General features: G+C 61.6%; 18 protein-coding genes and 1 pseudogene. 12 read left to right on the top strand and 7 right to left on the bottom strand.

Translation table 11 applies throughout. The features are described from left to right. A pseudogene (gene mnmC / locus H7K56_RS23390) lies at nucleotides 1-215 on the bottom strand (bifunctional tRNA (5-methylaminomethyl-2-thiouridine)(34)-methyltransferase MnmD/FAD-dependent 5-carboxymethylaminomethyl-2-thiouridine(34) oxidoreductase MnmC); the annotation flags it as partial. 155 nt (nucleotides 216-370) lie between these two features. On the opposite strand from mnmC, the gene fabB reads away from it, so the two are divergent. Continuing rightward, nucleotides 371-1,591, top strand: a complete 1,221-nt coding sequence (fabB, locus tag H7K56_RS11550; RefSeq protein WP_021509164.1) for a beta-ketoacyl-ACP synthase I — start codon at nucleotides 371-373, stop codon at nucleotides 1,589-1,591. 62 nt (nucleotides 1,592-1,653) lie between these two features. Here fabB and pdxR read toward each other — a convergent pair whose 3' ends face one another. Then, nucleotides 1,654-3,072 (bottom strand): MocR-like pyridoxine biosynthesis transcription factor PdxR, encoded by a 1,419-nt coding sequence (pdxR, locus tag H7K56_RS11555; RefSeq protein WP_150361925.1) that lies wholly within the window; start codon nucleotides 3,070-3,072, stop codon nucleotides 1,654-1,656. 86 nt (nucleotides 3,073-3,158) lie between these two features. Between pdxR and H7K56_RS11560 the strand changes: the two genes are divergently transcribed. Further along, on the top strand, nucleotides 3,159-3,602 hold the full coding sequence (locus tag H7K56_RS11560; RefSeq protein WP_058769886.1) for a rhodanese-like domain-containing protein: 444 nt from the start codon (nucleotides 3,159-3,161) through the stop codon (nucleotides 3,600-3,602). A gap of 14 nt (nucleotides 3,603-3,616) precedes the next feature. Here H7K56_RS11560 and flk read toward each other — a convergent pair whose 3' ends face one another. The 4 genes from flk to H7K56_RS11580 all read right to left on the bottom strand — a co-directional run bounded on the left by flk (nucleotide 3,617) and on the right by H7K56_RS11580 (nucleotide 7,709). After that, nucleotides 3,617-4,648, bottom strand: coding sequence for a flagella biosynthesis regulator Flk (gene flk, locus H7K56_RS11565; RefSeq protein ID WP_059009109.1), 1,032 nt, complete (start codon nucleotides 4,646-4,648; stop codon nucleotides 3,617-3,619). A 119-nt stretch (nucleotides 4,649-4,767) separates the two neighbouring features. Further along, on the bottom strand, nucleotides 4,768-6,276 hold the full coding sequence (locus tag H7K56_RS11570) for a tripartite tricarboxylate transporter permease (protein WP_058782030.1): 1,509 nt from the start codon (nucleotides 6,274-6,276) through the stop codon (nucleotides 4,768-4,770). Nucleotides 6,277-6,288: 12 nt separating this feature from the next. Next, entirely contained in the window at nucleotides 6,289-6,720 is a 432-nt protein-coding gene (locus H7K56_RS11575) for a tripartite tricarboxylate transporter TctB family protein (RefSeq protein ID WP_058769887.1), read from the bottom strand. Nucleotides 6,721-6,731: 11 nt separating this feature from the next. Continuing rightward, on the bottom strand, nucleotides 6,732-7,709 hold the full coding sequence (locus tag H7K56_RS11580; protein ID WP_058769888.1) for a Bug family tripartite tricarboxylate transporter substrate binding protein: 978 nt from the start codon (nucleotides 7,707-7,709) through the stop codon (nucleotides 6,732-6,734). Between the two features lie 120 nt (nucleotides 7,710-7,829). On the opposite strand from H7K56_RS11580, the gene tctD reads away from it, so the two are divergent. Next, the gene (gene tctD / locus H7K56_RS11585; RefSeq protein WP_059009111.1) at nucleotides 7,830-8,501 is read left to right on the top strand and encodes a transcriptional regulator TctD; all 672 of its coding nucleotides are present in this window, start codon (nucleotides 7,830-7,832) and stop codon (nucleotides 8,499-8,501) included. After that, the gene (locus H7K56_RS11590) at nucleotides 8,492-9,868 is read left to right on the top strand and encodes a sensor histidine kinase (RefSeq protein WP_059009113.1); all 1,377 of its coding nucleotides are present in this window, start codon (nucleotides 8,492-8,494) and stop codon (nucleotides 9,866-9,868) included. Before tctD ends, H7K56_RS11590 begins: the two co-directional genes overlap by 10 nt. Here H7K56_RS11590 and H7K56_RS11595 read toward each other — a convergent pair. After that, nucleotides 9,855-10,760, bottom strand: a complete 906-nt coding sequence (locus tag H7K56_RS11595) for a DMT family transporter (RefSeq protein WP_059009116.1) — start codon at nucleotides 10,758-10,760, stop codon at nucleotides 9,855-9,857. The genes H7K56_RS11590 and H7K56_RS11595 overlap by 14 nt on opposite strands. A gap of 95 nt (nucleotides 10,761-10,855) precedes the next feature. On the opposite strand from H7K56_RS11595, the gene H7K56_RS11600 reads away from it, so the two are divergent. The 8 genes from H7K56_RS11600 to dedD all read left to right on the top strand — a co-directional run bounded on the left by H7K56_RS11600 (nucleotide 10,856) and on the right by dedD (nucleotide 18,540). Next, nucleotides 10,856-11,635, top strand: coding sequence for an AraC family transcriptional regulator (locus H7K56_RS11600; protein WP_021509174.1), 780 nt, complete (start codon nucleotides 10,856-10,858; stop codon nucleotides 11,633-11,635). Nucleotides 11,636-11,692: 57 nt separating this feature from the next. Next, nucleotides 11,693-12,829, top strand: a complete 1,137-nt coding sequence (gene pdxB / locus H7K56_RS11605; RefSeq protein WP_125309520.1) for a 4-phosphoerythronate dehydrogenase PdxB — start codon at nucleotides 11,693-11,695, stop codon at nucleotides 12,827-12,829. Between the two features lie 77 nt (nucleotides 12,830-12,906). Beyond that, the gene (locus tag H7K56_RS11610) at nucleotides 12,907-13,917 is read left to right on the top strand and encodes an aspartate-semialdehyde dehydrogenase (RefSeq protein ID WP_058775824.1); all 1,011 of its coding nucleotides are present in this window, start codon (nucleotides 12,907-12,909) and stop codon (nucleotides 13,915-13,917) included. Then, the gene (gene truA, locus H7K56_RS11615; protein ID WP_150361893.1) at nucleotides 13,917-14,729 is read left to right on the top strand and encodes a tRNA pseudouridine(38-40) synthase TruA; all 813 of its coding nucleotides are present in this window, start codon (nucleotides 13,917-13,919) and stop codon (nucleotides 14,727-14,729) included. The genes H7K56_RS11610 and truA overlap by 1 nt, the downstream gene beginning before the upstream one ends. A 27-nt stretch (nucleotides 14,730-14,756) precedes the next feature. Then, nucleotides 14,757-15,419: a DedA family protein gene (locus H7K56_RS11620; RefSeq protein WP_010617492.1), complete on the top strand. Its 663-nt coding sequence runs from the start codon at nucleotides 14,757-14,759 to the stop codon at nucleotides 15,417-15,419. A 132-nt stretch (nucleotides 15,420-15,551) separates the two neighbouring features. Next, complete coding sequence (gene accD / locus H7K56_RS11625; RefSeq protein ID WP_021509178.1) at nucleotides 15,552-16,460, top strand: acetyl-CoA carboxylase, carboxyltransferase subunit beta; 909 nt, start codon at nucleotides 15,552-15,554, stop codon at nucleotides 16,458-16,460. Nucleotides 16,461-16,532: 72 nt separating this feature from the next. Next, nucleotides 16,533-17,801: a bifunctional tetrahydrofolate synthase/dihydrofolate synthase gene (gene folC, locus H7K56_RS11630; RefSeq protein ID WP_150361892.1), complete on the top strand. Its 1,269-nt coding sequence runs from the start codon at nucleotides 16,533-16,535 to the stop codon at nucleotides 17,799-17,801. Beyond that, nucleotides 17,791-18,540 (top strand): cell division protein DedD, encoded by a 750-nt coding sequence (gene dedD, locus H7K56_RS11635; RefSeq protein ID WP_058769894.1) that lies wholly within the window; start codon nucleotides 17,791-17,793, stop codon nucleotides 18,538-18,540. The genes folC and dedD overlap by 11 nt, the downstream gene beginning before the upstream one ends. Nucleotides 18,541-18,740 lie beyond the last annotated feature (200 nt).

Genomic DNA, 18,740 nt, shown 5'->3' on the forward strand with positions numbered 1-18,740 from the left:
TTGAGTCCGGTGCCAAAACCGCTCTCGGCAACGATGAACAGATCGCGCGGATGTGCGGCAAATCGCTGCGGAAGATGGTTACCGTCGAGGAACACATAGCGCGTCTCCTCCAGTCCGTTGTCGTTGGAGAAATAGACGTCGTCGAACGCTCGGGAAACAGGTGTACCCTGATCGTTCCAGTTTAATTGCGCGTGTTCAACCGGGGATAACTTCACGGGAAAGGCTCATTTTTCAGGCAGTGGCGCGATTTTAGCGAGTGGCGTCACATGACGCAAATTTACAAAAGGAAATGGCTGATCGGACTTGTTCGGCGTACAACTGTAAGCTAGAGTGCACGTCAATCCAAAAGAAGTGGAATGAGGACTATTGAATGAAACGTGCAGTGATTACTGGCCTGGGTATCGTTTCCAGTATTGGTAATAACCAGCAGGAAGTGCTGGCTTCCCTGCGTGAAGGCCGTTCCGGAATCACTTTCTCCGAAGAGATGAAAGATGCCGGCATGCGCAGCCATGTATGGGGTAACGTCAAACTGGACACTAACGGGCTCATCGATCGCAAAATCGTGCGTTTCATGAGTGATGCCTCAATCTATGCCTATCTGTCGATGGCAGAAGCAATCAAAGATTCCGGCCTGACGGATGAGCAGTACCAGAACAACCCGCGAGTTGGTCTGATTGCTGGTTCCGGTGGCGGTTCCCCGCGTTATCAGGTGTTCGGTGCCGACGCAATGCGTGGCCCGCGCGGCCTGAAAGGCGTTGGCCCGTACGTGGTAACCAAAGCGATGGCGTCCGGCGTCTCTGCCTGCCTGGCCACGCCGTTCAAAATCCACGGCGTTAACTACTCCATCAGCTCGGCGTGCGCAACGTCAGCACACTGCATCGGCAACGCGGTGGAGCAGATTCAGCTGGGCAAACAGGATGTGGTATTTGCTGGCGGCGGCGAAGAGCTGAGCTGGGAAATGGCCTGTGAGTTCGACGCCATGGGCGCGCTCTCGACTAAATACAACGAAACCCCGGAAAAAGCGTCGCGTACTTACGATGCCAGCCGTGACGGTTTCGTGATCGCCGGCGGCGGCGGTATGGTGGTAGTGGAAGAGCTGGAGCATGCGCTGGCGCGTGGTGCCCACATCTACGCTGAGATCGTCGGCTACGGCGCAACCTCTGACGGCGCTGACATGGTGGCACCGTCAGGCGAAGGCGCGGTGCGTTGCATGAAGATGGCGATGCAGGGTCTGGATACGCCAATCGACTACCTCAACACCCACGGCACGTCAACGCCGGTCGGCGACGTGAAAGAGCTGGGCGCGATTCGCGAAGTGTTTGGCGACAACACGCCATACATCTCTGCGACCAAAGCCATGACCGGTCACTCGCTGGGTGCGGCAGGCGTGCAGGAAGCGATTTACACCCTGCTGATGCTGGAGCACAGCTTCATCGCGCCAAGCATTAACGTGGAACAGCTGGATGACGCAGCGAAGGGTATGAACATTGTGACGCAGCCAACCGAAAAAGCGCTGACCACGGTGATGTCCAATAGCTTCGGCTTCGGTGGCACCAACGCCACGCTGACCCTGCGTAAATACCAGGCGTAACGCTTACGCTAATGCTCAAAGGCCGGTTAATCCGGCCTTTGTTGTTTATGTCGCTGATGGATTCAGGTTGCCAGCAGCCTTACCAGCTTCGCGCAGGCGCGGTCAATTTCGCCGGGCGTCAACGCCGCAAAGCCGAGTATCCAGCCCTGCTGTGGCGATGCGCCGGCGTAAAGGGGTGACAGCGGCGGCAGCAGCAGACCGTCGGCCTGCGCCTGTTGCGTGAGCCGCGCCTCATCTCCCTGTAATAACTCAACCGTCAATTGCAACCCGCCTGTTGCCGGCAGCGGCCGCAGCCACGGCTGCAGATGCTGTTCCAGCTGCGCCAGCAGCCGATCGCGCCGGCTATGATAGAGCTGACGCATCAGCCGCAGGTGGCTGGCGAAATAGCCTTGCTGGATAAATTCGGCGGTGATCGCCTGCGGCAGCAGGGCGCTGTGGCCGTCCAGTACGCTGCGTGCGCGACCCAGCGCCGTCACCAGCGCTGCGGGCACCACCATCCACGCCAGCCGCAGCGACGGAAACAGGGTTTTGGAAAAGGTCCCCAGGCTGATAACCCGGCTATCGGCTTCCATGCCCTGCAGCGCCGGCGCCGGGCGACCGTCATAGTGAAATTCACTGTCGTAGTCATCCTCGATCAGCCAGCTGTCGTGCTGACGTGCCCACGCCAGCCACTGCAGCCGCCGCGCGAGGCTCATCGGTGTGCCGGTCGGATACTGGTGGCCGGGCGTCAGATACACCAGTTGCGCCCGGCCGCTGAGTGGCAGCGCGCCCTGATCGTCCAGCGGCATGGCACGGCAGCGGGCACCGGCGGCGAGAAAGGCGTTCCGTGCGCCACGGTAGCCCGGCTCCTCCAGCCACACTTCATCCTCTGCATCCAGAAACATCAGCGCCAGCAGCTGCAGCGCCTGCTGTGAACTGGTGAGCATGATGACCTGCTCAGCCGTACAGCGCACGCCGCGCGACAGCGCCAGATAATCCGCCACCGCCTGGCGCAGCGGCGCATAACCGAGCGGATCGCCATAGCCCATCACCTGACTGCCCAGCGCGCGCTGTACGCTGTGGCTCAGCCGCTGCCACTGGCGGTGCGGAAACGCGCGCAGTTCCGGTGATCCGGCGGCAAAGGCAAGGGGAAAAGGGGGATCCTGGCAGCCACCGGTCGCCAGCACCTGCGTGCCGCGCTGCGAAAAGCGCGGTGCGCGCTGCGCTGTCGCCTTTTCCGCCGGTGGCGGCAGGGCGATGGCGACGAAGGTGCCGCGTCCGCTGTGCCGCTGCACGTAGCCTTCGCTCTCCAGCTGGCTGTAAGCGGCCTCGACCGTTACGCGTGACAGCGCCAGATCGGCAGCCAGCTGGCGGCTGGAGGGCAGCTTCTGCCCGAAGCGCAAATGGCCGCTGACAATGGCCTGGCGCAGCGTAGCGCACAGCCGCTGACGTAAGCCGCCCTGCGTCTGATGACGAAACAGCGGCAAAAAGGCGTGGTGCATAATGGTCTTATCGCTACGGTCAAAGTGGTATCAGGATGCAGACCACTTTGCCGTACACTGCAGGGACATCACAACAGGAGAATGCCATGTCAGCCGTTTTGTTTTATCCGCCCGCCAGCCCGCAGCACAGCGTGGCTTATTTGCAGCACAAACTCAGCTATTACACCGATGCCTGGGATCTGGCGGCGGATTTGGCGCAGGGCGTCACGCAGATTGTGGTGATTGATGCCCGCAGCCGCGACGCGTATCAGGCCGGACATATCTGCGGCGCGCTGTCGTTGCCGCATCGTGAGATGGATGCGGCCAGCACCGCTCGGCTCGATCGTCACCGCGTCTACGTGACGTACTGCGACGGCATCGGCTGCAACGGTTCGACCAAAGCGGCGCTAAAGCTGGCTGAGCTGGGGTTTCAGGTTAAAGAGCTGATTGGCGGACTGGATTTCTGGAAGCGCGACGGCCACCCGATGGCGTGGGGCGCGGCGGCAGGCGAGTGGCCCGCCGCGGCACCCGCGGCGGAGTGCGGCTGCTGAGTGCGATGGCTTAACTACAGCAGCAGCCAGAGCAAAAAGAAGAACAGCGCCAGGCCGAGCACCAGCGTCAGCGCCGGGCGCTGTGCCAGTGGACGCGGCAGAATTTCAACAAACGGTGCCCAGATCGGCTGCGGACGCAACTCGCTGTCGGCCAGCGGCGTTTCGCTGTTGCGCTCGGCGCGGCGGCTGAACAGCAGCATCAGCAGATCCTGACTCTGCGCCGGCGTCAGCAACGTCTGCGGCGTGGCCTGGAAGCGCTGCAGGCTGTAATCCTCGAGCATACGCTGCTCGTCGTGGCTTAGCGGCTGTTTGAGCGAGCTTTCCAGCAGCTGCAGCGTCGGCGCGCTGTGCTGGCTCAGCGTCTGGCGCACCTGTAAAAACTGCGTCAGCAGCGGGAAGTGGCGCGACGGAACCGGGTCGCCGCTCTTCAGATTGACCAGTTTCAGCGTGTCGGCCAGCACTTTTACCGGCGATTCCCCGGTCGCGGCGGCAAGACGCGTGACCTGCTGGTTAAGCGCCTGCTGTTCGGCCGGTAACAGGGTGCGATCGGTGGTGCGCGTCTGCTGCGGCTGCGGGATGGCCATCTGGCCGTTCTGCAGCATGGTCAGCACCTGACGCAGCTGATCCTGGCTCAGCGCGCTTAACACCGTCTGGTTAAATTGCTGGCGGATAAAGTCGCTCACCGCCTGGCGATTGTTGCCCTGCGGCAGTTTTTCCAGCAGCTGCTGCAACAGCTGACGCGTGGCGTGGCTGTTCTGCACCTGGGTCAGACGGCTGTTGAGATGCTGCTCCGCCGCCGGGAAGTGGCGCGACTGCAGCTCGGCGTCATTTTTTACGCCCACTTCATGACGGATGCCAGCCCACAGTTCGGGCGCTTTCAGCGTGCTGAGTGACATGATACGGACGATCAGGCGTTCCAGCGTGGTGCGCTGGGCCGGGGAGAGCGGCTGTTCACCTGCCGCAGCGCCGGGGCGGCCTGCGCCGTTAGCCGGGTTAACAGATGAACGATCGCCCGCGGGCACACCGGGACCGCTGAGAGGTTGCATGGCGGAATCCTTGAAAAACGAGTCAGATCCGGGTGCGCCGGAAAAACGATGGCACATGATAGCAAAAGCCCCCGGGAAATCCACGGGGGCGGCAGGGAGAAAAACAATAAGACACGGATTTATTCTGCGGCGGCCAGCTTCATGCGCTTGCGACGCCAGCGCTTCCACAGCGGCGGCACCACCAGCACGGCGACAGCCAGCACCAGCAGCACTTTACAGATCAGGCTTTCCCACAGAATCGGCAGGTTGCCGTTGCTGATTGACAGCGCGCGGCGCAGGTTCTGCTCCAGCATTTCGCCCAACACAAAGCCGAGAATCAGCGGCGACATCGGGAAATCCATCTTACGCAGGATATAGCCGAAAATGCCCAGCCCGACCATCAGCAGCAGGTCAAACGTAGTGCTGTGCACCGCATACACGCCCACCGCCGAAATCGCGGCAATTGCCGGTACCAGGAACCACAGCGGAATGGTCAGCATGCGCGCAAAGATGTTGATCATCGGGATGTTCATGATCAGCAGCATCACGTTACCGATCAGCAGCGCGGCGATCAGGCCCCAGACGATGTCCGGCTGTTCGGTAAACATCGCCGGACCGGGCGTGATGTTATACAGCGTCAGCGCGCCGACCATCACCGCCGTGGTGCCGGAGCCGGGAATGCCCAGCGTCAGCATCGGGATAAACGATCCGCAGGCTGAGGCGTTGTTCGCGGCCTCCGGCGCTGCCACGCCGCGAATGTCGCCCTTGCCAAACTGATCGCTGCCGCTGATTTTCTTCTCACTCATATAGGCAATGGCGCTGGCGATGGTGGCGCCGGCACCCGGCAGCACGCCGACAAAGAAGCCAATGAACGAGGAGCGCAGCGTTGCGCCGGTAGCCTGCGCCGCTTCTTTCATGTTGAACAGCATGCGGCCGCTGGCGCGCACCATTTTCTGGCCGCTGCTGGTGGACTCCAGCATCAGCAGAATTTCGCTCACCGAGAACAGGCCGATGACCACCACCACAAACTGAATGCCGTCCGAGAGATGCACGCTGTCGAAGGTAAAGCGATAGACGCCGGTGTTGGCATCAACGCCCACCGTCGCCATGCCGAGGCCAATCAGCGCAGCGAGAAACGACTTCAGCGGGTTGTGGCTCATCATGCTGCCGAGACAGGCAATCGCGAACACCATCAGCGCGAAGTACTCTGCCGGACCAAACGCCAGCGACCAGTTGGCGAGGATTGGCGCAAACAGAATGATGCCGATGATGGCGATGGTTGAGCCGATAAATGAGCTGACCGCCGAGATCGACAGCGCCACGCCGGCTTTGCCCTGCTGCGCCATCGGATAGCCATCCAGCGCGGTCATGATCGCGCCGGCATCCCCCGGCACGTTAAGCAGAATCGACGAGATGCGCCCGCCATATTCGCAGCCGATGTACACCGTTGCCAGCAGGATCAGCGCGGATTCCGCCGGTAAGTGCAGCGCAAACGCCAGCGGCATCAGAATTGCGACGCCGTTAATCGGCCCAAGCCCCGGCAGCAGGCCGACGATGGTGCCGATAAAGCAGCCAATCAGGGCGATCATCAGGTTTTCCGGCGTCATGGCGACGGCGAAACCCTGCATCAGAAAAGACCAGGTATCCATAATTGACTCCTGTTAACTGAACCAGCTGCCGACCGGCAGCGTAACGTCCAGCAGACGATCGAAGGCGTAAAACAGCGCCACACCCATTACCACACCGGAGAGGACGGCTGCCCACCAGCGTGCGCCAAACAGCATGCCGATGCCGAAGGTCAGCAGCGTGGTACACAGGGCAAAACCCAGCTTCTCAAACAGCCAGCCGTACACCATCAGCATTACGCACAGCGCCAGCAGCTTTTTCAGCGTTGCCGCCACCGGCCACTGTACGGCGTCCGGCTTGCGCAGCAGCATCATCACCGCGCAGATCGCCATCAGACCGAGCAGCAGCAGCGGGAAAGGACGCGGGCCAACCGGCTCGTAGCTGTACTCGCTTTGAATCTGCCAGGCGATAACCATCCCGACGATGCAGAGCACCAGCCACACCGCCGCAAAGATACGATCGCTCATCTGTGCCTCCGTTATTTCGCCAGGCCGAACGATTTCGCCTGTTCACGGTAATCTGCCACCTGTTTCTTGACGTAGGCGTCCAGCTCGCTACCAAACAGGTTGAACTCAAACAGGCCGCGCAGATCGCGCTGCTGCTGAAACTCTTTGGTGGTCACCAGTTTTTTAAACGTCTGTTCCCACCACTGATAATCGGCATCGCTGACTTTGGGGCCGAGGTAATAGCCGCGAATGATCGGCCACTCGACGTTGAAGCCCTGCTCTTTGGCGGTCGGGATGTCAGCCAGTTCGCCCGGCAGACGTTTATCGCTCATTACCGCCAGCACGCGCATCTTGCCACCCTGCAGGTGCGGCACCATTTCACTCATGTCGCCTGATACCACCTGGATGTGGTTGCCGAGCAGCGCGGTAACCGGTTCGCCGCCGCCTTCAAACGCCACATAGCGCATTTTGCGCGGATCGATACCGGCTTCCCGCGCCAGTAGCGCGGTTTTCATCCAGTCCTGGCTGCCGATCGACGCGCCGGCGCCGACCACCACTTTGGTCGGATCCTGTTTCATCGCCTCCAGTAGTTCGCCCAGCGTTTTCCACGGCGCGTCAGCGCGCACGGCGACCATGCCGTAGTCCGTGCCAATGGCCGCCAGCCACTTCACGTCATCCACTGAGTAACGACCAAACTTGCCCTGTGACAGGTTCAGCAGCGACCCGCCGGAGAAGGCCACCAGCGTGCCTGCTTCGGCGGGGCGCTGCGCAATGATGGCGTTATATGCCACGGCACCGACGCCGCCCGGCATGTAGGTCACGCGCATCGGCGTGGTGATCTGCCCGGTTTCCTGCAGCGAAACCTGGATCAGTTTACAGGTCAGATCAAAACCGCCGCCGGGTTTGGCCGGGGCGATACATTCGGTCCGCTCGGGTGCCGCAGCCTGTGCTGCAGAAAGAGAAAAAGCCAGCAGGGTCGTGGCGAAGGCGGTGCGCATTGTTTTTTTCATCTGTCGCTCCATTGTTTCTTCCAGAGTGTGATTGCCACCGAACATTCGGGGTTGCTGAATTGTTAAAACAGCAACCTTTCATTTACCTTTCAGCCATCGGCAAAACTAACAGGATGTGATATGCGTCTCTTACTGGTGGAAGATACCGTCGAGCTGGCCAACTGGCTGCAGAAAGCGCTGACGCAAAAAGGCTTCGCCGTGGACTGGGTGGCCGACGGCGTGGCGGCGGATCATGTGCTGCAAAGCGAAGACTATGCGCTGGTGGTGCTGGATGTGTCGCTGCCGCGGCTCGATGGCCTGGCGGTGCTGGCGCGCCTGCGCAAGCGCGGGCAACGCGTGCCGGTGCTGCTGCTCACCGCACAGAGCGCGCTGCAACAGCGCGTGCAGGGGCTGAATGCGGGCGCCGATGATTACCTCACCAAGCCGTTTGAGCTGGACGAGCTGGACGCGCGTCTGCGCGCGCTGCTGCGCCGCAGTCAGGGGCAGGCCACGCAGACGCAAAGCCTCGGCCAGCTGGAGCGCGATGCGGAAGGCTATTTCCTGCTGAATCACAAACCGCTGCCGCTGACGCCGCGCGAGGCCAGCGTGCTGTCGACGCTGATGCAGCGCCCGGGAAGGCCGGTGTCACGCCAGCATCTGTACGAGCAGACCTTTACGCTGGCGGATGAGGCCAGCCCGGAGAGCATTGAGCTGTATGTGCATCGGGTACGCAAAAAGCTGGCGGGCAGCGACGTGGCAATCGTCACACTGCGCGGCCTCGGCTACAGCCTCGAGGTTCAGCCGTGCGACTGATCCACTCGCTGCGCGGTGAACTGCTGGCGTGGCTGGGCGCGCCGCTGCTGCTGCTGTGGGGATTGTCGGTCTACACCCATTATCAGAGCGCGCTGCAGGCGGCGAATCAGGCTTACGATCGCTCGCTGCTGGCCTCGGCGCGCACCGTGGCCGAGCGGCTGGTGGTGCGTCATCAGCGCCTGGAGGTGGATGTGCCCTGGGTGGTGCTGGACAGCTTTGAGCGCAACATGAACGATCAGCTGTTCTATCAGGTGATTTCGCCCGAAGGTCGCACGCTGTCTGGCTACCCGGATTTACCGCTGGTGCCGGGCAACGCGCCGCTGTCCGATGTCTATCCGGCGCTGGTGCATTTCTACGATGCGCACTACCGCAAGCAGCCGATTCGCGTGGCCGCGCTGTGGCAGCCGGTGAACGAGGAAGGCGTACAGGGCATGGCGCTGGTGCTGGTGGCGGAAACGCTTAACTCACGTCACGCCTTTGCCGACAGTCTGCTGCGCACCGCGCTGATCAGCCAGAGTTTTCTGGTGCTGATTACGCTGCTGCTGGCCGGGCTGCTGCTGCGTAAAGTGCTGCGCCCGCTGCGCCGGCTGTCACGCATGATGCTGCGCCGCGCGCCGGGTGAACTGACACCCCTGCCGTCGCTGCTGCCGTGGTCAGAACTGCAGCCGCTGATCATCGCCTTCAACCGCCATCTGGAGCGGCTGCGCGGACTGCTGGCGCGGCAGGAGCGCTTTAGCGCCGATGTGTCGCACCAGCTGCGCACGCCGCTCACTATTCTGAAAACCCAGGTCGGCGTCGCGCTCAGCAGCGACGACCCGCAGCAGTGGCGCGAAAGCCTGCAGGGCATGCGCCACACGCTGGACGACACCGTCCAGCTCACCGATCGCCTGCTGCAGCTGGCGCAAATCAGGGCGCGCCACGGCGAAGACAAGCCCTTCAGCAAGGTCAACCTGAGCGACATCGTGCAGCAGGCCTGTTTCAGCGGCTATGCGGCGGCGCGGCGTAAACAGATCGATCTGGGCTTTGAAGAGCAGGCGGCGAGCCAGGTGCAGGGCGATGCGCTGCTGCTGGCCGAGCTGTGCGCCAACCTGCTGGATAACGCCATCAAATACACGCCGCACGGCGGCACGGTGACTGCGCGGCTGCGGCAAAAGGTGCTGGAAATTGAAGACAGCGGGCCGGGCATCGCGGCGGATCAGCAGCGGCAGGCACTGCAGCCGTTTGGCCGGCTCGATCACGCCAGCCAGCCCGGCGCGGGCATTGGACTGGCGCTGGTGCAGGATATCTGCGCCTGGCACGGCGCTCAGCTGCAGCTGGACCGCAGCCCGCAGCTGGGCGGACTGCGGGTGACGGTTAGCTTTCGCTGATCGGCGGAGCCATCACGCGCGCTTTACGCAGCGGGGTTTTCAGCCGCTGCGCCAGGATCACCCCGACCAGCGTCAGACCGCCGCCAATCCAGTGATAAGCATGCAACTGTTCGTGCAGGAACAGCACGGCAATGAGGGCGGTAAACACCGGCACCACGTTCATGAAAATACTGGTGGTGCTGGCGCCGAGGCGCTGCACGCCAAGGATCCACAGGAACGGCGCCACAATCGAGGCAAACAGCCCGGCGAACAGCACCAGCGGAATATTGTCGGCATTCAGCGCCACCTCCGGCGCGTGCCAGAAGCCGGGCAGCAGCAACAGCACGCCGAAGAAGATTTGCACGTACAGGCTTTGCCACGTCGGCAGCGGGATTGCCCAGCGCTTCGTCAGTACGCCGTACAGCGCGTAGGAGGTTGAGGCCGCCAGCATCATCAGCTCGCCGTTGCCGAGGCGCTGGCTCAGCAGCTGCGCCGGGTTGCCGGCGCTCACCAGCCACACCAGCCCGGCAAACGACAGCAGGCCGCCAATCAGAATGCCGCGCGTCGGCGCAAGGCGCAGCACCACCAGGCTGAGCAGGATGGTCAGCAGCGGAATGGTGGCGCCAAGAATCCCCATCATTACCGCCGAAACGCTGTGTGCCGCATAATAGGCGAGGCTCTGGTACAGCACCATGCCGAGCAGGCCCAGCACCAGTAAGCGCCACAGCTGGGTTTTGATGGTGTGACGATGGCGCCATACGCCCGGCAGGCAGAACGGCGTAAGCACCAGCAGCGCCAGCAGCCAGCGGTAAAAAGAGATGGCAGCAGGATCGATGCTGCCGGCAGACAGCTTGCTGACGATGGTGTTGATCGACCAGATCAGCACCGCCACCAGCGGTAACAATAAGTTCATAGTACGGCTCCAAATGTAAATCGCGACTAGCTTACGTTTGACCGGTTTAAAGCAGATAGTTAAAATCGGACAAAATTCGTTAGTGACCGGACAGAATGAATCTTCAGGTTGAGTATCAGCCACCGCGCGACGCGCCGCTGCTGCGTTTTTTCATGCGCTATGAGCAAACCAACGCCAAAACCGAATACCTGCCGCACCAGCACGACTGGGGCCAGGCGATATTTGTCACCAGCCACGTGCTGGAGATGGAAGTGGAGGGCGAGCGGCTGCTGACGCCGGCCGAAATGCCGATCTGGATCCCGCCGGGCCAGCGCCACAGCAGCTACAACCACTGTCAGGCGCAGTTTCGCACCTTCAACCTTGCCGCGGATTTATGCGCCGGCATGCCGGAGAAAGCCTGCCTGCTGAGCGTGGACGCCATCGTGCACGCCATCATGAATGATTTTGCCCGCCGCGCGCTGGAGCAGCCGCAGAGCGACGCCGACTGGCGGCTGTGCGAAGTGCTGATTGATCGGCTGCGTCTCGCGCCGGTGAACACCAGCTATCTGCCGATGTCCGACGATAAATTCCTCGCGCCGATTCTGCGCGCGCTGGAAGAGAACCCGGGTGATAACACTACGCTGGCACAATGGGCGAAGCGCGTGTTTACCACCGAGCGTACGCTGGCGCGGCGCTGTCAGCAGCAGCTGCAGATGTCATTCAGCGAGTGGCGCCAGCGTTTACGCTTTTTGCGCGCGATTGCGCTGCTGGAGCAGGGCTGCAGCGTGCAGGGCATCGCCCACGAGCTGGGCTACAGCTCCGCCTCCGCGCTGATCGTGATGTTTCAGCAGCAGGCGGGCACCACGCCGGATCGCTATCGCAGTCGGTTAGGTTAATCCCCGGCTTTGTGCCATGATATGCCCCGTTTATTTCAAGCAGACAGGACCGCCGCCGTGAAAATTCTCGTCGATGAAAATATGCCCTACGCCCGTGAACTGTTCAGCCGCACCGGAGAGGTGGTGGCGGTGCCGGGCCGCCCGCTGCCGGCAGCCGAACTGCAGGATGCCAGCGCGCTGATGGTGCGCTCCGTCACCAAAGTGGATGCCGCGCTGCTGGCCGGCACGCCGGTGAAGTTTGTCGGCACCGCCACTGCCGGCACCGATCATGTCGATGATGCCTCGCTGGCGGCGGCCGGTATCGGCTTCTCGGCCGCGCCGGGCTGTAACGCGATTGCGGTGGTGGAATATGTGTTCTCCGCGCTGCTGCTGCTGGCCGAACGCGACGGCTTTGATCTGCGCGATCGCACCGTGGGCATCGTCGGCGTCGGTAACGTGGGCGGACGGCTGGCCAAACGCCTCGCCGCGTGGGGAGTAAAAACCCTGCTGTGCGATCCGCCGCGCGCCGATCGCGGCGATGACGAAGATTTCCACTCGCTCGACGCGCTGGTGGCCCAGGCCGATATCCTGACCTTTCATACGCCGCTGTTTAAAGACGGCCGCTACAAAAGCTGGCATCTGGCCGATGCTGCACTGCTGATGGCGCTGCGCCCCAACACCATCCTGATCAATGCCTGCCGGGGTCCGGTGGTGGATAACGCCGCGCTGCTGGAGGTGCTCCGGTTGCGTAACGATCTCAGCGTGGTGCTGGACGTGTGGGAACCGGAGCCGGATCTCAACCTCGATCTGCTGGACAAGGTCGATATCGCCACCGCGCATATCGCCGGTTATACCCTTGAAGGGAAAGCGCGCGGCACCACTCAGGTATTTGAGGCGTGGAGCGAATTTATTGGTCAGCCGCAGCAGGTGGCGCTGGACACGCTGCTGCCGCGCCCCGAGTTTGGCACCCTTACGCTGCACGGCAAGCTCGATCAGCCGACGCTGAAACGCCTGGTGCATCTGGTGTATGATGTGCGCCGCGACGATGCGCCACTGCGCAAAGTGGCCGCGCAGCCGGGCGAATTTGATCGCCTGCGCAAGCAGTATGTCGAGCGCCGCGAGTGGTCTTCGCTGCAGGTGATCTGTGATGAGGCGGAGAGCGCGGCGCTGCTCAATCAGCTTGGCTTCAGCGCCACGCTGCAGGCGAATCACTAATCTCTGATTTTTCTGAATTAATGGGCGATGCATGTCATCGCCTCTCTTTTTTATGTCATTGTCTGGAGTAAACCAACATGTCTGACGGCTGGAATATTGCGCTACTGGGCGCGACAGGCGCAGTAGGGAACGCTGTACTGGAACTGCTGGCGGAACGCCAGTTCCCGGTTGGTGAGTTGTATCTGCTGGCGAGTGAAAACAGCGCCGGCGAAAGCGTGCGCTTTGACGGTCGCTCGCTGCGCGTGCAGGACGCGGCGGAATTTGACTGGTCGCAGGCGCAGCTGGCGTTCTTTACCGCCGGTCGCGAGGCGTCGGCGCGTTATGCCGAAGAAGCCGCCAGCCAGGGCTGCCTGGTAATCGACAGCAGCGACCTGTTCGCGCTGGAGCCGGACGTGCCGCTGGTGGTGCCGGATGTCAATCCACAGGTGCTGGCGGATTACCGCAATCGCAACATCATTACCGTGGCCGATGCGCTGGTGAGCCAGCTGTTAAGCGCCATCAAACCGCTGGTGGATACCGCCGGTTTAGGCCGTCTGCAGGTGACCAATCTGGTGTCGGTCTCCAGCCACGGTAAAGCAGCAGTTGATGGACTGGCCGGTGAGAGCGCGCGGCTGCTGAACGGCGTACCGGCCGATGAGCACTATTTTGGCCGCCAGCTGGCGTTCAACCTGCTGCCGCAGCAGGCGGACAGTGCCGGCAGCGTGGCGAGCGAGCGCCGGCTGGTCGATCAGGTACGGAAAGTGCTGCAGGACGAAGGATTACCGATTGCGGTGAGCAGCGTGCAGGCGCCGGTATTCTACGGCAACGCGCAGATCGTCTATATCGAGAACCTGCGGCCGCTGTCGGCGGAGGAAGCGCGTGACGAACTGGCGCGCGCCGACGATATCAGCCTGAGCGACGACGGTGATTACCCGACGCCGGTCAGCGACGCCTCCGGCAGTGAAGCCCTGAGCATTGGCAGCGTGCGCAACGACTACGGCATCCCGGAGCTGCTGCAGTTCTGGTCGGTGGCCGACAACATCCGCTTCGGCGGCGCGCTGATGGCGGTGAAAACCGCAGAGAAGCTGGTGCAGGAGTATCTGTATTAATGCTGGAAAACGCGACCCCGTTTAAGCTGGCGCTCGGCATTGAGTATGACGGCAGCCGTTACTACGGCTGGCAGCGCCAGAATGAAGTACGCAGCGTGCAGGAAAAGCTGGAAAAAGCGCTGGCGAAAGTGGCCAATCACCCGGTGAACGTGTTCTGCGCCGGACGCACCGACGCGGGCGTGCACGGCACCGGCCAGGTGGTGCATTTTGAGACCACCTCCTCGCGTGCCGACAGCGCCTGGACGCTGGGCGTGAACGCCAACCTGCCGGACGATATTGCGGTGCGCTGGGTGAAAGCGGTGCCGGAAAGCTTTCACGCGCGCTTCAGCGCCACCGCGCGCCGTTATCGCTACGTGATTTACAACCAGCGGCTGCGCCCGGCAATTCTCGGCAACGGCATTACCCATTTTTACCATCCGCTGGATGCGGAAAAGATGCACCGCGCCGCTCAGGCTTTACTGGGTGAGAACGATTTTACCTCGTTCCGTGCGGTGCAGTGCCAGTCGCGCACGCCGTGGCGCAACGTGATGCATCTCAACGTCACGCGCCTGGGGCCGTACGTGATTGTCGATATCAAAGCCAATGCCTTTGTACATCATATGGTGCGCAATATCGTCGGCAGTCTGCTGGAGATTGGCTGCGGCAATCAGCTGGAAACGTGGATGGCCACGCTGCTGGCGGCAAAAGATCGCACGCTGGCGGCGGCAACGGCGAAAGCCGAAGGGCTGTATCTGGTGGCGGTGGATTACCCTGCTCAGTTTGCGTTACCTCAGCCTGCGCTGGGACCGTTGTTCCTCGCGGATTCATTTTAATCGGAAAGTGTCAGGGAGTTAGCTGTTATGGAGTTTATCCACTTTATCGTCGATTTCATTCTGCACATTGACGTGCATCTGGCCGAGCTGGTGGCGCAGTACGGCATCTGGATTTACGCCATTTTGTTCCTGATTCTGTTCTGTGAAACCGGGCTGGTGGTCACGCCGTTCCTGCCGGGTGATTCGCTGCTGTTCGTCGCCGGTGCGCTGGCGGCGCTGCCGGGCAACGACCTCAACGTGCACCTGATGGTGACGCTGCTGGTGATTGCCGCGATCCTCGGCGACGCGGTTAACTACACCATTGGCCGGCTGTTTGGCGAGAAGCTGTTCAGCAACCCGAACTCGAAAATTTTCCGCCGCAGCTACCTCGACAAAACCCACGCGTTTTACGATCGCCACGGCGGCAAAACCATTATACTTGCGCGCTTTGTGCCAATCGTGCGAACCTTTGCCCCCTTTGTGGCGGGAATGGGACACATGTCTTATCGCCACTTCGCGCTCTTTAACGTGACAGGCGCGCTGCTGTGGGTCCTGCTATTCTCCTATGCCGGTTACCTGTTTGGTGACCTGCCGGTGGTGCAGGAAAACCTTAAGTTGCTGATTGTCGGCATCATCATTGTCTCGGTACTGCCAGGCGTGATTGAAGTGTGGCGTCACCGCCGCCAGGCGCGTCAGCACAAGTCGCAGTAAGCCTGTTACCAGATTTTTATCCACAGCGTGAACGGGTTGTGGTTTAATGAGCGACATTTACGGCCTGCTGAAGGTGATTTCAGCAGTAACGACAAGACTGGACCAGGTCAGCATTAAACAGAAAGGTCATCAATGAGCTGGATTGAACGCATACTGAATAAAAGCACTACCACGCCTTCGCGCAAAGCCAGCATCCCGGAAGGGGTGTGGACCAAATGCGATAGCTGTGGTCAGGTGCTGTACCGCGCCGAGCTGGAGCGCAACCTTGAAGTCTGCCCGAAGTGCGACCACCACATGCGTATGCACGCGCGCGAGCGTCTGCATAGCCTGATGGATGAAGGTTCGATGACAGAGCTGGGTAGCGAGCTGGAACCGAAAGACCTGCTCAAGTTCCGCGACTCGAAGAAGTACAAAGATCGTCTGGTTGCGGCACAGAAAGAGACCGGCGAGAAAGATGCGCTGGTGGTAATGAAAGGCCAGCTGCACGGTATGCCGGTGGTGGCCGCCGCGTTTGAGTTCTCCTTTATGGGCGGCTCAATGGGCTCGGTGGTCGGCGCCCGTTTCGTGCGTGCGGTTGAGCAGGCGCTGGAAGACAACTGCCCGCTGATCTGCTTCTCCGCCTCAGGTGGTGCGCGTATGCAGGAAGCGCTGCAGTCGCTGATGCAGATGGCGAAAACCAGTGCGGCGCTGGCAAAAATGCAGGAGCGCGGTCTGCCGTATATTTCGGTACTGACCGACCCGACCATGGGTGGCGTCTCCGCCAGCTTCGCGATGCTGGGCGATTTGAACGTCGCAGAGCCAAAAGCGCTGATCGGCTTTGCCGGCCCACGCGTAATTGAACAGACGGTACGTGAAAAGCTGCCGCCGGGCTTCCAGCGCAGTGAGTTCCTGATCGAAAAAGGCGCGATCGACATGATCATCCGTCGTCCGGAAATGCGCTTTAAGCTGGCCAGCCTGCTGGCGAAAATGATGAACCTGCCGGCACCGCTGCAGGATGGTGATCGCCCGACTGCGGCTGAGCCGGAGAGCAACGAAGCCTGACAGGCAACCGAAAGGCGCAGAGTGATGCGCCTTTTTATTCATGCACCACATCGTAAAGAGCTAACAGGGCACATGGACACTCTTCACCTCCCGCAAGCCACGTCGCCTCTGGCCACGTGGCTTCATTATCTTGAGCATCTGCATTCTCAGGCTATCGATCTGGGCCTGGATCGTATTCAGCGCGTCGCCGCACGCCTCGACCTGCTAAAACCCGCTCCGTTTGTCTTCACCGTCGCCGGCACCAACGGCAAAGGCACCACCTGCCGTACGCTGGAAACCCTGCTGATGGCCGCAGGCTATCGCGTTGGCGTCTACAGCTCGCCGCATCTGGTGCGTTACACCGAACGCGTGCGCGTGCAGGGCGCTGAGCTGGATGAAGCCCGGCACAGCGCCAGCTTTGCCGCCATCGAGGCCGGGCGCGGCGATATTTCGCTCACCTACTTTGAGTTTGGCACGCTGTCCGCGCTCAATCTGTTCCGTGAAGCGCAGCTGGATGTCGTGATTCTGGAAGTGGGGCTGGGCGGCCGGCTGGATGCGACGAACATTGTCGACGCCGACGTGGCCGTGATCACCAGTATTGCGCTGGACCACACCGACTGGTTGGGGCCGGATCGCGCCAGCATCGGCCGCGAGAAGGCTGGCGTATTCCGCGGTGGTAAACCGGCGGTGGTCGGCGAGGCCGATATGCCCGCCACCATTGCCCAGGTGGCCGCGGAGAAGGGTGCGCAGCTATTACAAATTAACCGCGACTGGCAGTGGCAGCGCGAGGGCGACAGCTGGACGTTGCAGGATGCCCAGGGTGAACTGCGCGATCTGCCGCTGCCCCAGGTGCCGCTCCCCAATGCGGCCACCGCCATTGCGGCGCTGCGCGCTTCCGGCCTGACGGTGAGCGAGGCGCTGATTCGTCAGCACCTGCCGCTGGCGATTCTGCCGGGACGTTTCCAGACGGTCAGCACCGCGCCGCGCGTGATCCTTGATGTGGCGCACAATCCGCATGCGGCTTATTATCTGGCTTCACGTCTCGCTGAGCTGCCGTCACACGGCACGGTGCATGCGGTGGTTGGCATGCTGCACGACAAGGATATCGCCGGGACGCTGGCTGCGCTGGCACCGCAGGTCAACCGCTGGTACTGCGCGCCGCTCGACGGCCCGCGCGGCGCGTCCGCTGATGAGCTGATGGCGCATCTGCAGGGCGGCAGCGCCTGGCAGAACGTTGAAGCCGCGTGGCAGGCGGCGCGGCAGCAGGCTCAGCCCGACGATGTGATTCTGGTGTGCGGCTCGTTCCACACCGTGGCGCAGGTAATGCAATCGATGGCAGCGGAGAACGGCAGTGGCAAGTAAGTTTCAGAATCGTTTAGTGGGCACGGTGATTCTGGTGGCGATTGGCGTCATCGTGTTGCCGGGTCTGCTGGACGGTAAGAAAAAGCATTATAAAGAGGAGTTCGCGGCGATTCCGCTGGTGCCAAAGCCTGACGATCAGCAGGACAGCGAAATGGTGCCGCCGGTGACGCAGCCGCTGCCGTCGCAGCCGCCGGAAGGGGCAAGCGCGGCGCAGCAGGCGCCCGCCAGCAGCGCAACGCAGAGCAGTGCCGCCAGCGGCAGCACGCAGCCAGCGCAAAACAGCCAGCCCAGCGTCGTGACGCCGCCGCCGGTGCACCAGCAGCAGAAACCGGCAGAGCAGGTGAAGCCGAAGCCGGTGGAGCAGCCGAAGCCTAAACCGGTGGAGCAGCCGAAACCGAAGCCGGCAGAACAACCGAAAGCGACAGAACAGCCAAAAACTACAGAGCAACCTAAAGCGGCGGAAACGCCGAAGCAGAGCGAACCGGCCGCGCCAGCAGGACAGGCGTATGTGGTACAGCTCGGCGCGCTGAAGAACGCCGCCAAAGTGAATGAGATCGTGGCGCAGCTGCGGCTCTCCGGCTATCGCGCCTTTACCGTGCCGTCGACGCCGGTGCAGGGGCAGATCACCCGTATTTACGTGGGGCCGGATGCGTCCAAAGCGAAACTGCAGGGCGCACTCGGCGAGCTGAAAGGCATCTCCGGCCTCGGCGGCGTTGTGAAGCCGTACAGCACACGCTGATCAACTGATAAGCCGCGCCGATAGCAGAAACAGGCGCGGCTTTTGGCGTGTTTTTTAGCGAAGCGTTACTGAAAATTTATGGAATATCAGCAGGTTAAATGGCTGACATCAACAAGGGCGAGGAAAGTTTTTTTCATCGCCCTTTTTCTCGGGACAGAACCGGAAAACCCTACGCAAACGTTTTCTTTTTCTGTTAGAAT

It is taken from the genome of Pantoea dispersa (assembly GCF_014155765.1).
Taxonomy (GTDB): Bacteria; Pseudomonadota; Gammaproteobacteria; order Enterobacterales; family Enterobacteriaceae; genus Pantoea; species Pantoea dispersa.

Bases quoted from the DNA above. Each gene is read 5' to 3' on its own strand.
- fabB (WP_021509164.1), top strand. From the start codon at position 371: ATGAAACGTGCAGTGATTACTGGCCTGGGTATCGTTTCCAGTATTGGT.
- pdxR (WP_150361925.1), bottom strand. From the start codon at position 3,072: ATGCACCACGCCTTTTTGCCGCTGTTTCGTCATCAGACGCAGGGCGGC.
- H7K56_RS11560 (WP_058769886.1), top strand. From the start codon at position 3,159: ATGTCAGCCGTTTTGTTTTATCCGCCCGCCAGCCCGCAGCACAGCGTG.
- flk (WP_059009109.1), bottom strand. From the start codon at position 4,648: ATGCAACCTCTCAGCGGTCCCGGTGTGCCCGCGGGCGATCGTTCATCT.
- H7K56_RS11570 (WP_058782030.1), bottom strand. From the start codon at position 6,276: ATGGATACCTGGTCTTTTCTGATGCAGGGTTTCGCCGTCGCCATGACG.
- H7K56_RS11575 (WP_058769887.1), bottom strand. From the start codon at position 6,720: ATGAGCGATCGTATCTTTGCGGCGGTGTGGCTGGTGCTCTGCATCGTC.
- H7K56_RS11580 (WP_058769888.1), bottom strand. From the start codon at position 7,709: ATGAAAAAAACAATGCGCACCGCCTTCGCCACGACCCTGCTGGCTTTT.
- tctD (WP_059009111.1), top strand. From the start codon at position 7,830: ATGCGTCTCTTACTGGTGGAAGATACCGTCGAGCTGGCCAACTGGCTG.
- H7K56_RS11595 (WP_059009116.1), bottom strand. From the start codon at position 10,760: ATGAACTTATTGTTACCGCTGGTGGCGGTGCTGATCTGGTCGATCAAC.
- H7K56_RS11600 (WP_021509174.1), top strand. From the start codon at position 10,856: ATGAATCTTCAGGTTGAGTATCAGCCACCGCGCGACGCGCCGCTGCTG.
- H7K56_RS11610 (WP_058775824.1), top strand. From the start codon at position 12,907: ATGTCTGACGGCTGGAATATTGCGCTACTGGGCGCGACAGGCGCAGTA.
- truA (WP_150361893.1), top strand. From the start codon at position 13,917: ATGCTGGAAAACGCGACCCCGTTTAAGCTGGCGCTCGGCATTGAGTAT.
- H7K56_RS11620 (WP_010617492.1), top strand. From the start codon at position 14,757: ATGGAGTTTATCCACTTTATCGTCGATTTCATTCTGCACATTGACGTG.
- accD (WP_021509178.1), top strand. From the start codon at position 15,552: ATGAGCTGGATTGAACGCATACTGAATAAAAGCACTACCACGCCTTCG.
- folC (WP_150361892.1), top strand. From the start codon at position 16,533: ATGGACACTCTTCACCTCCCGCAAGCCACGTCGCCTCTGGCCACGTGG.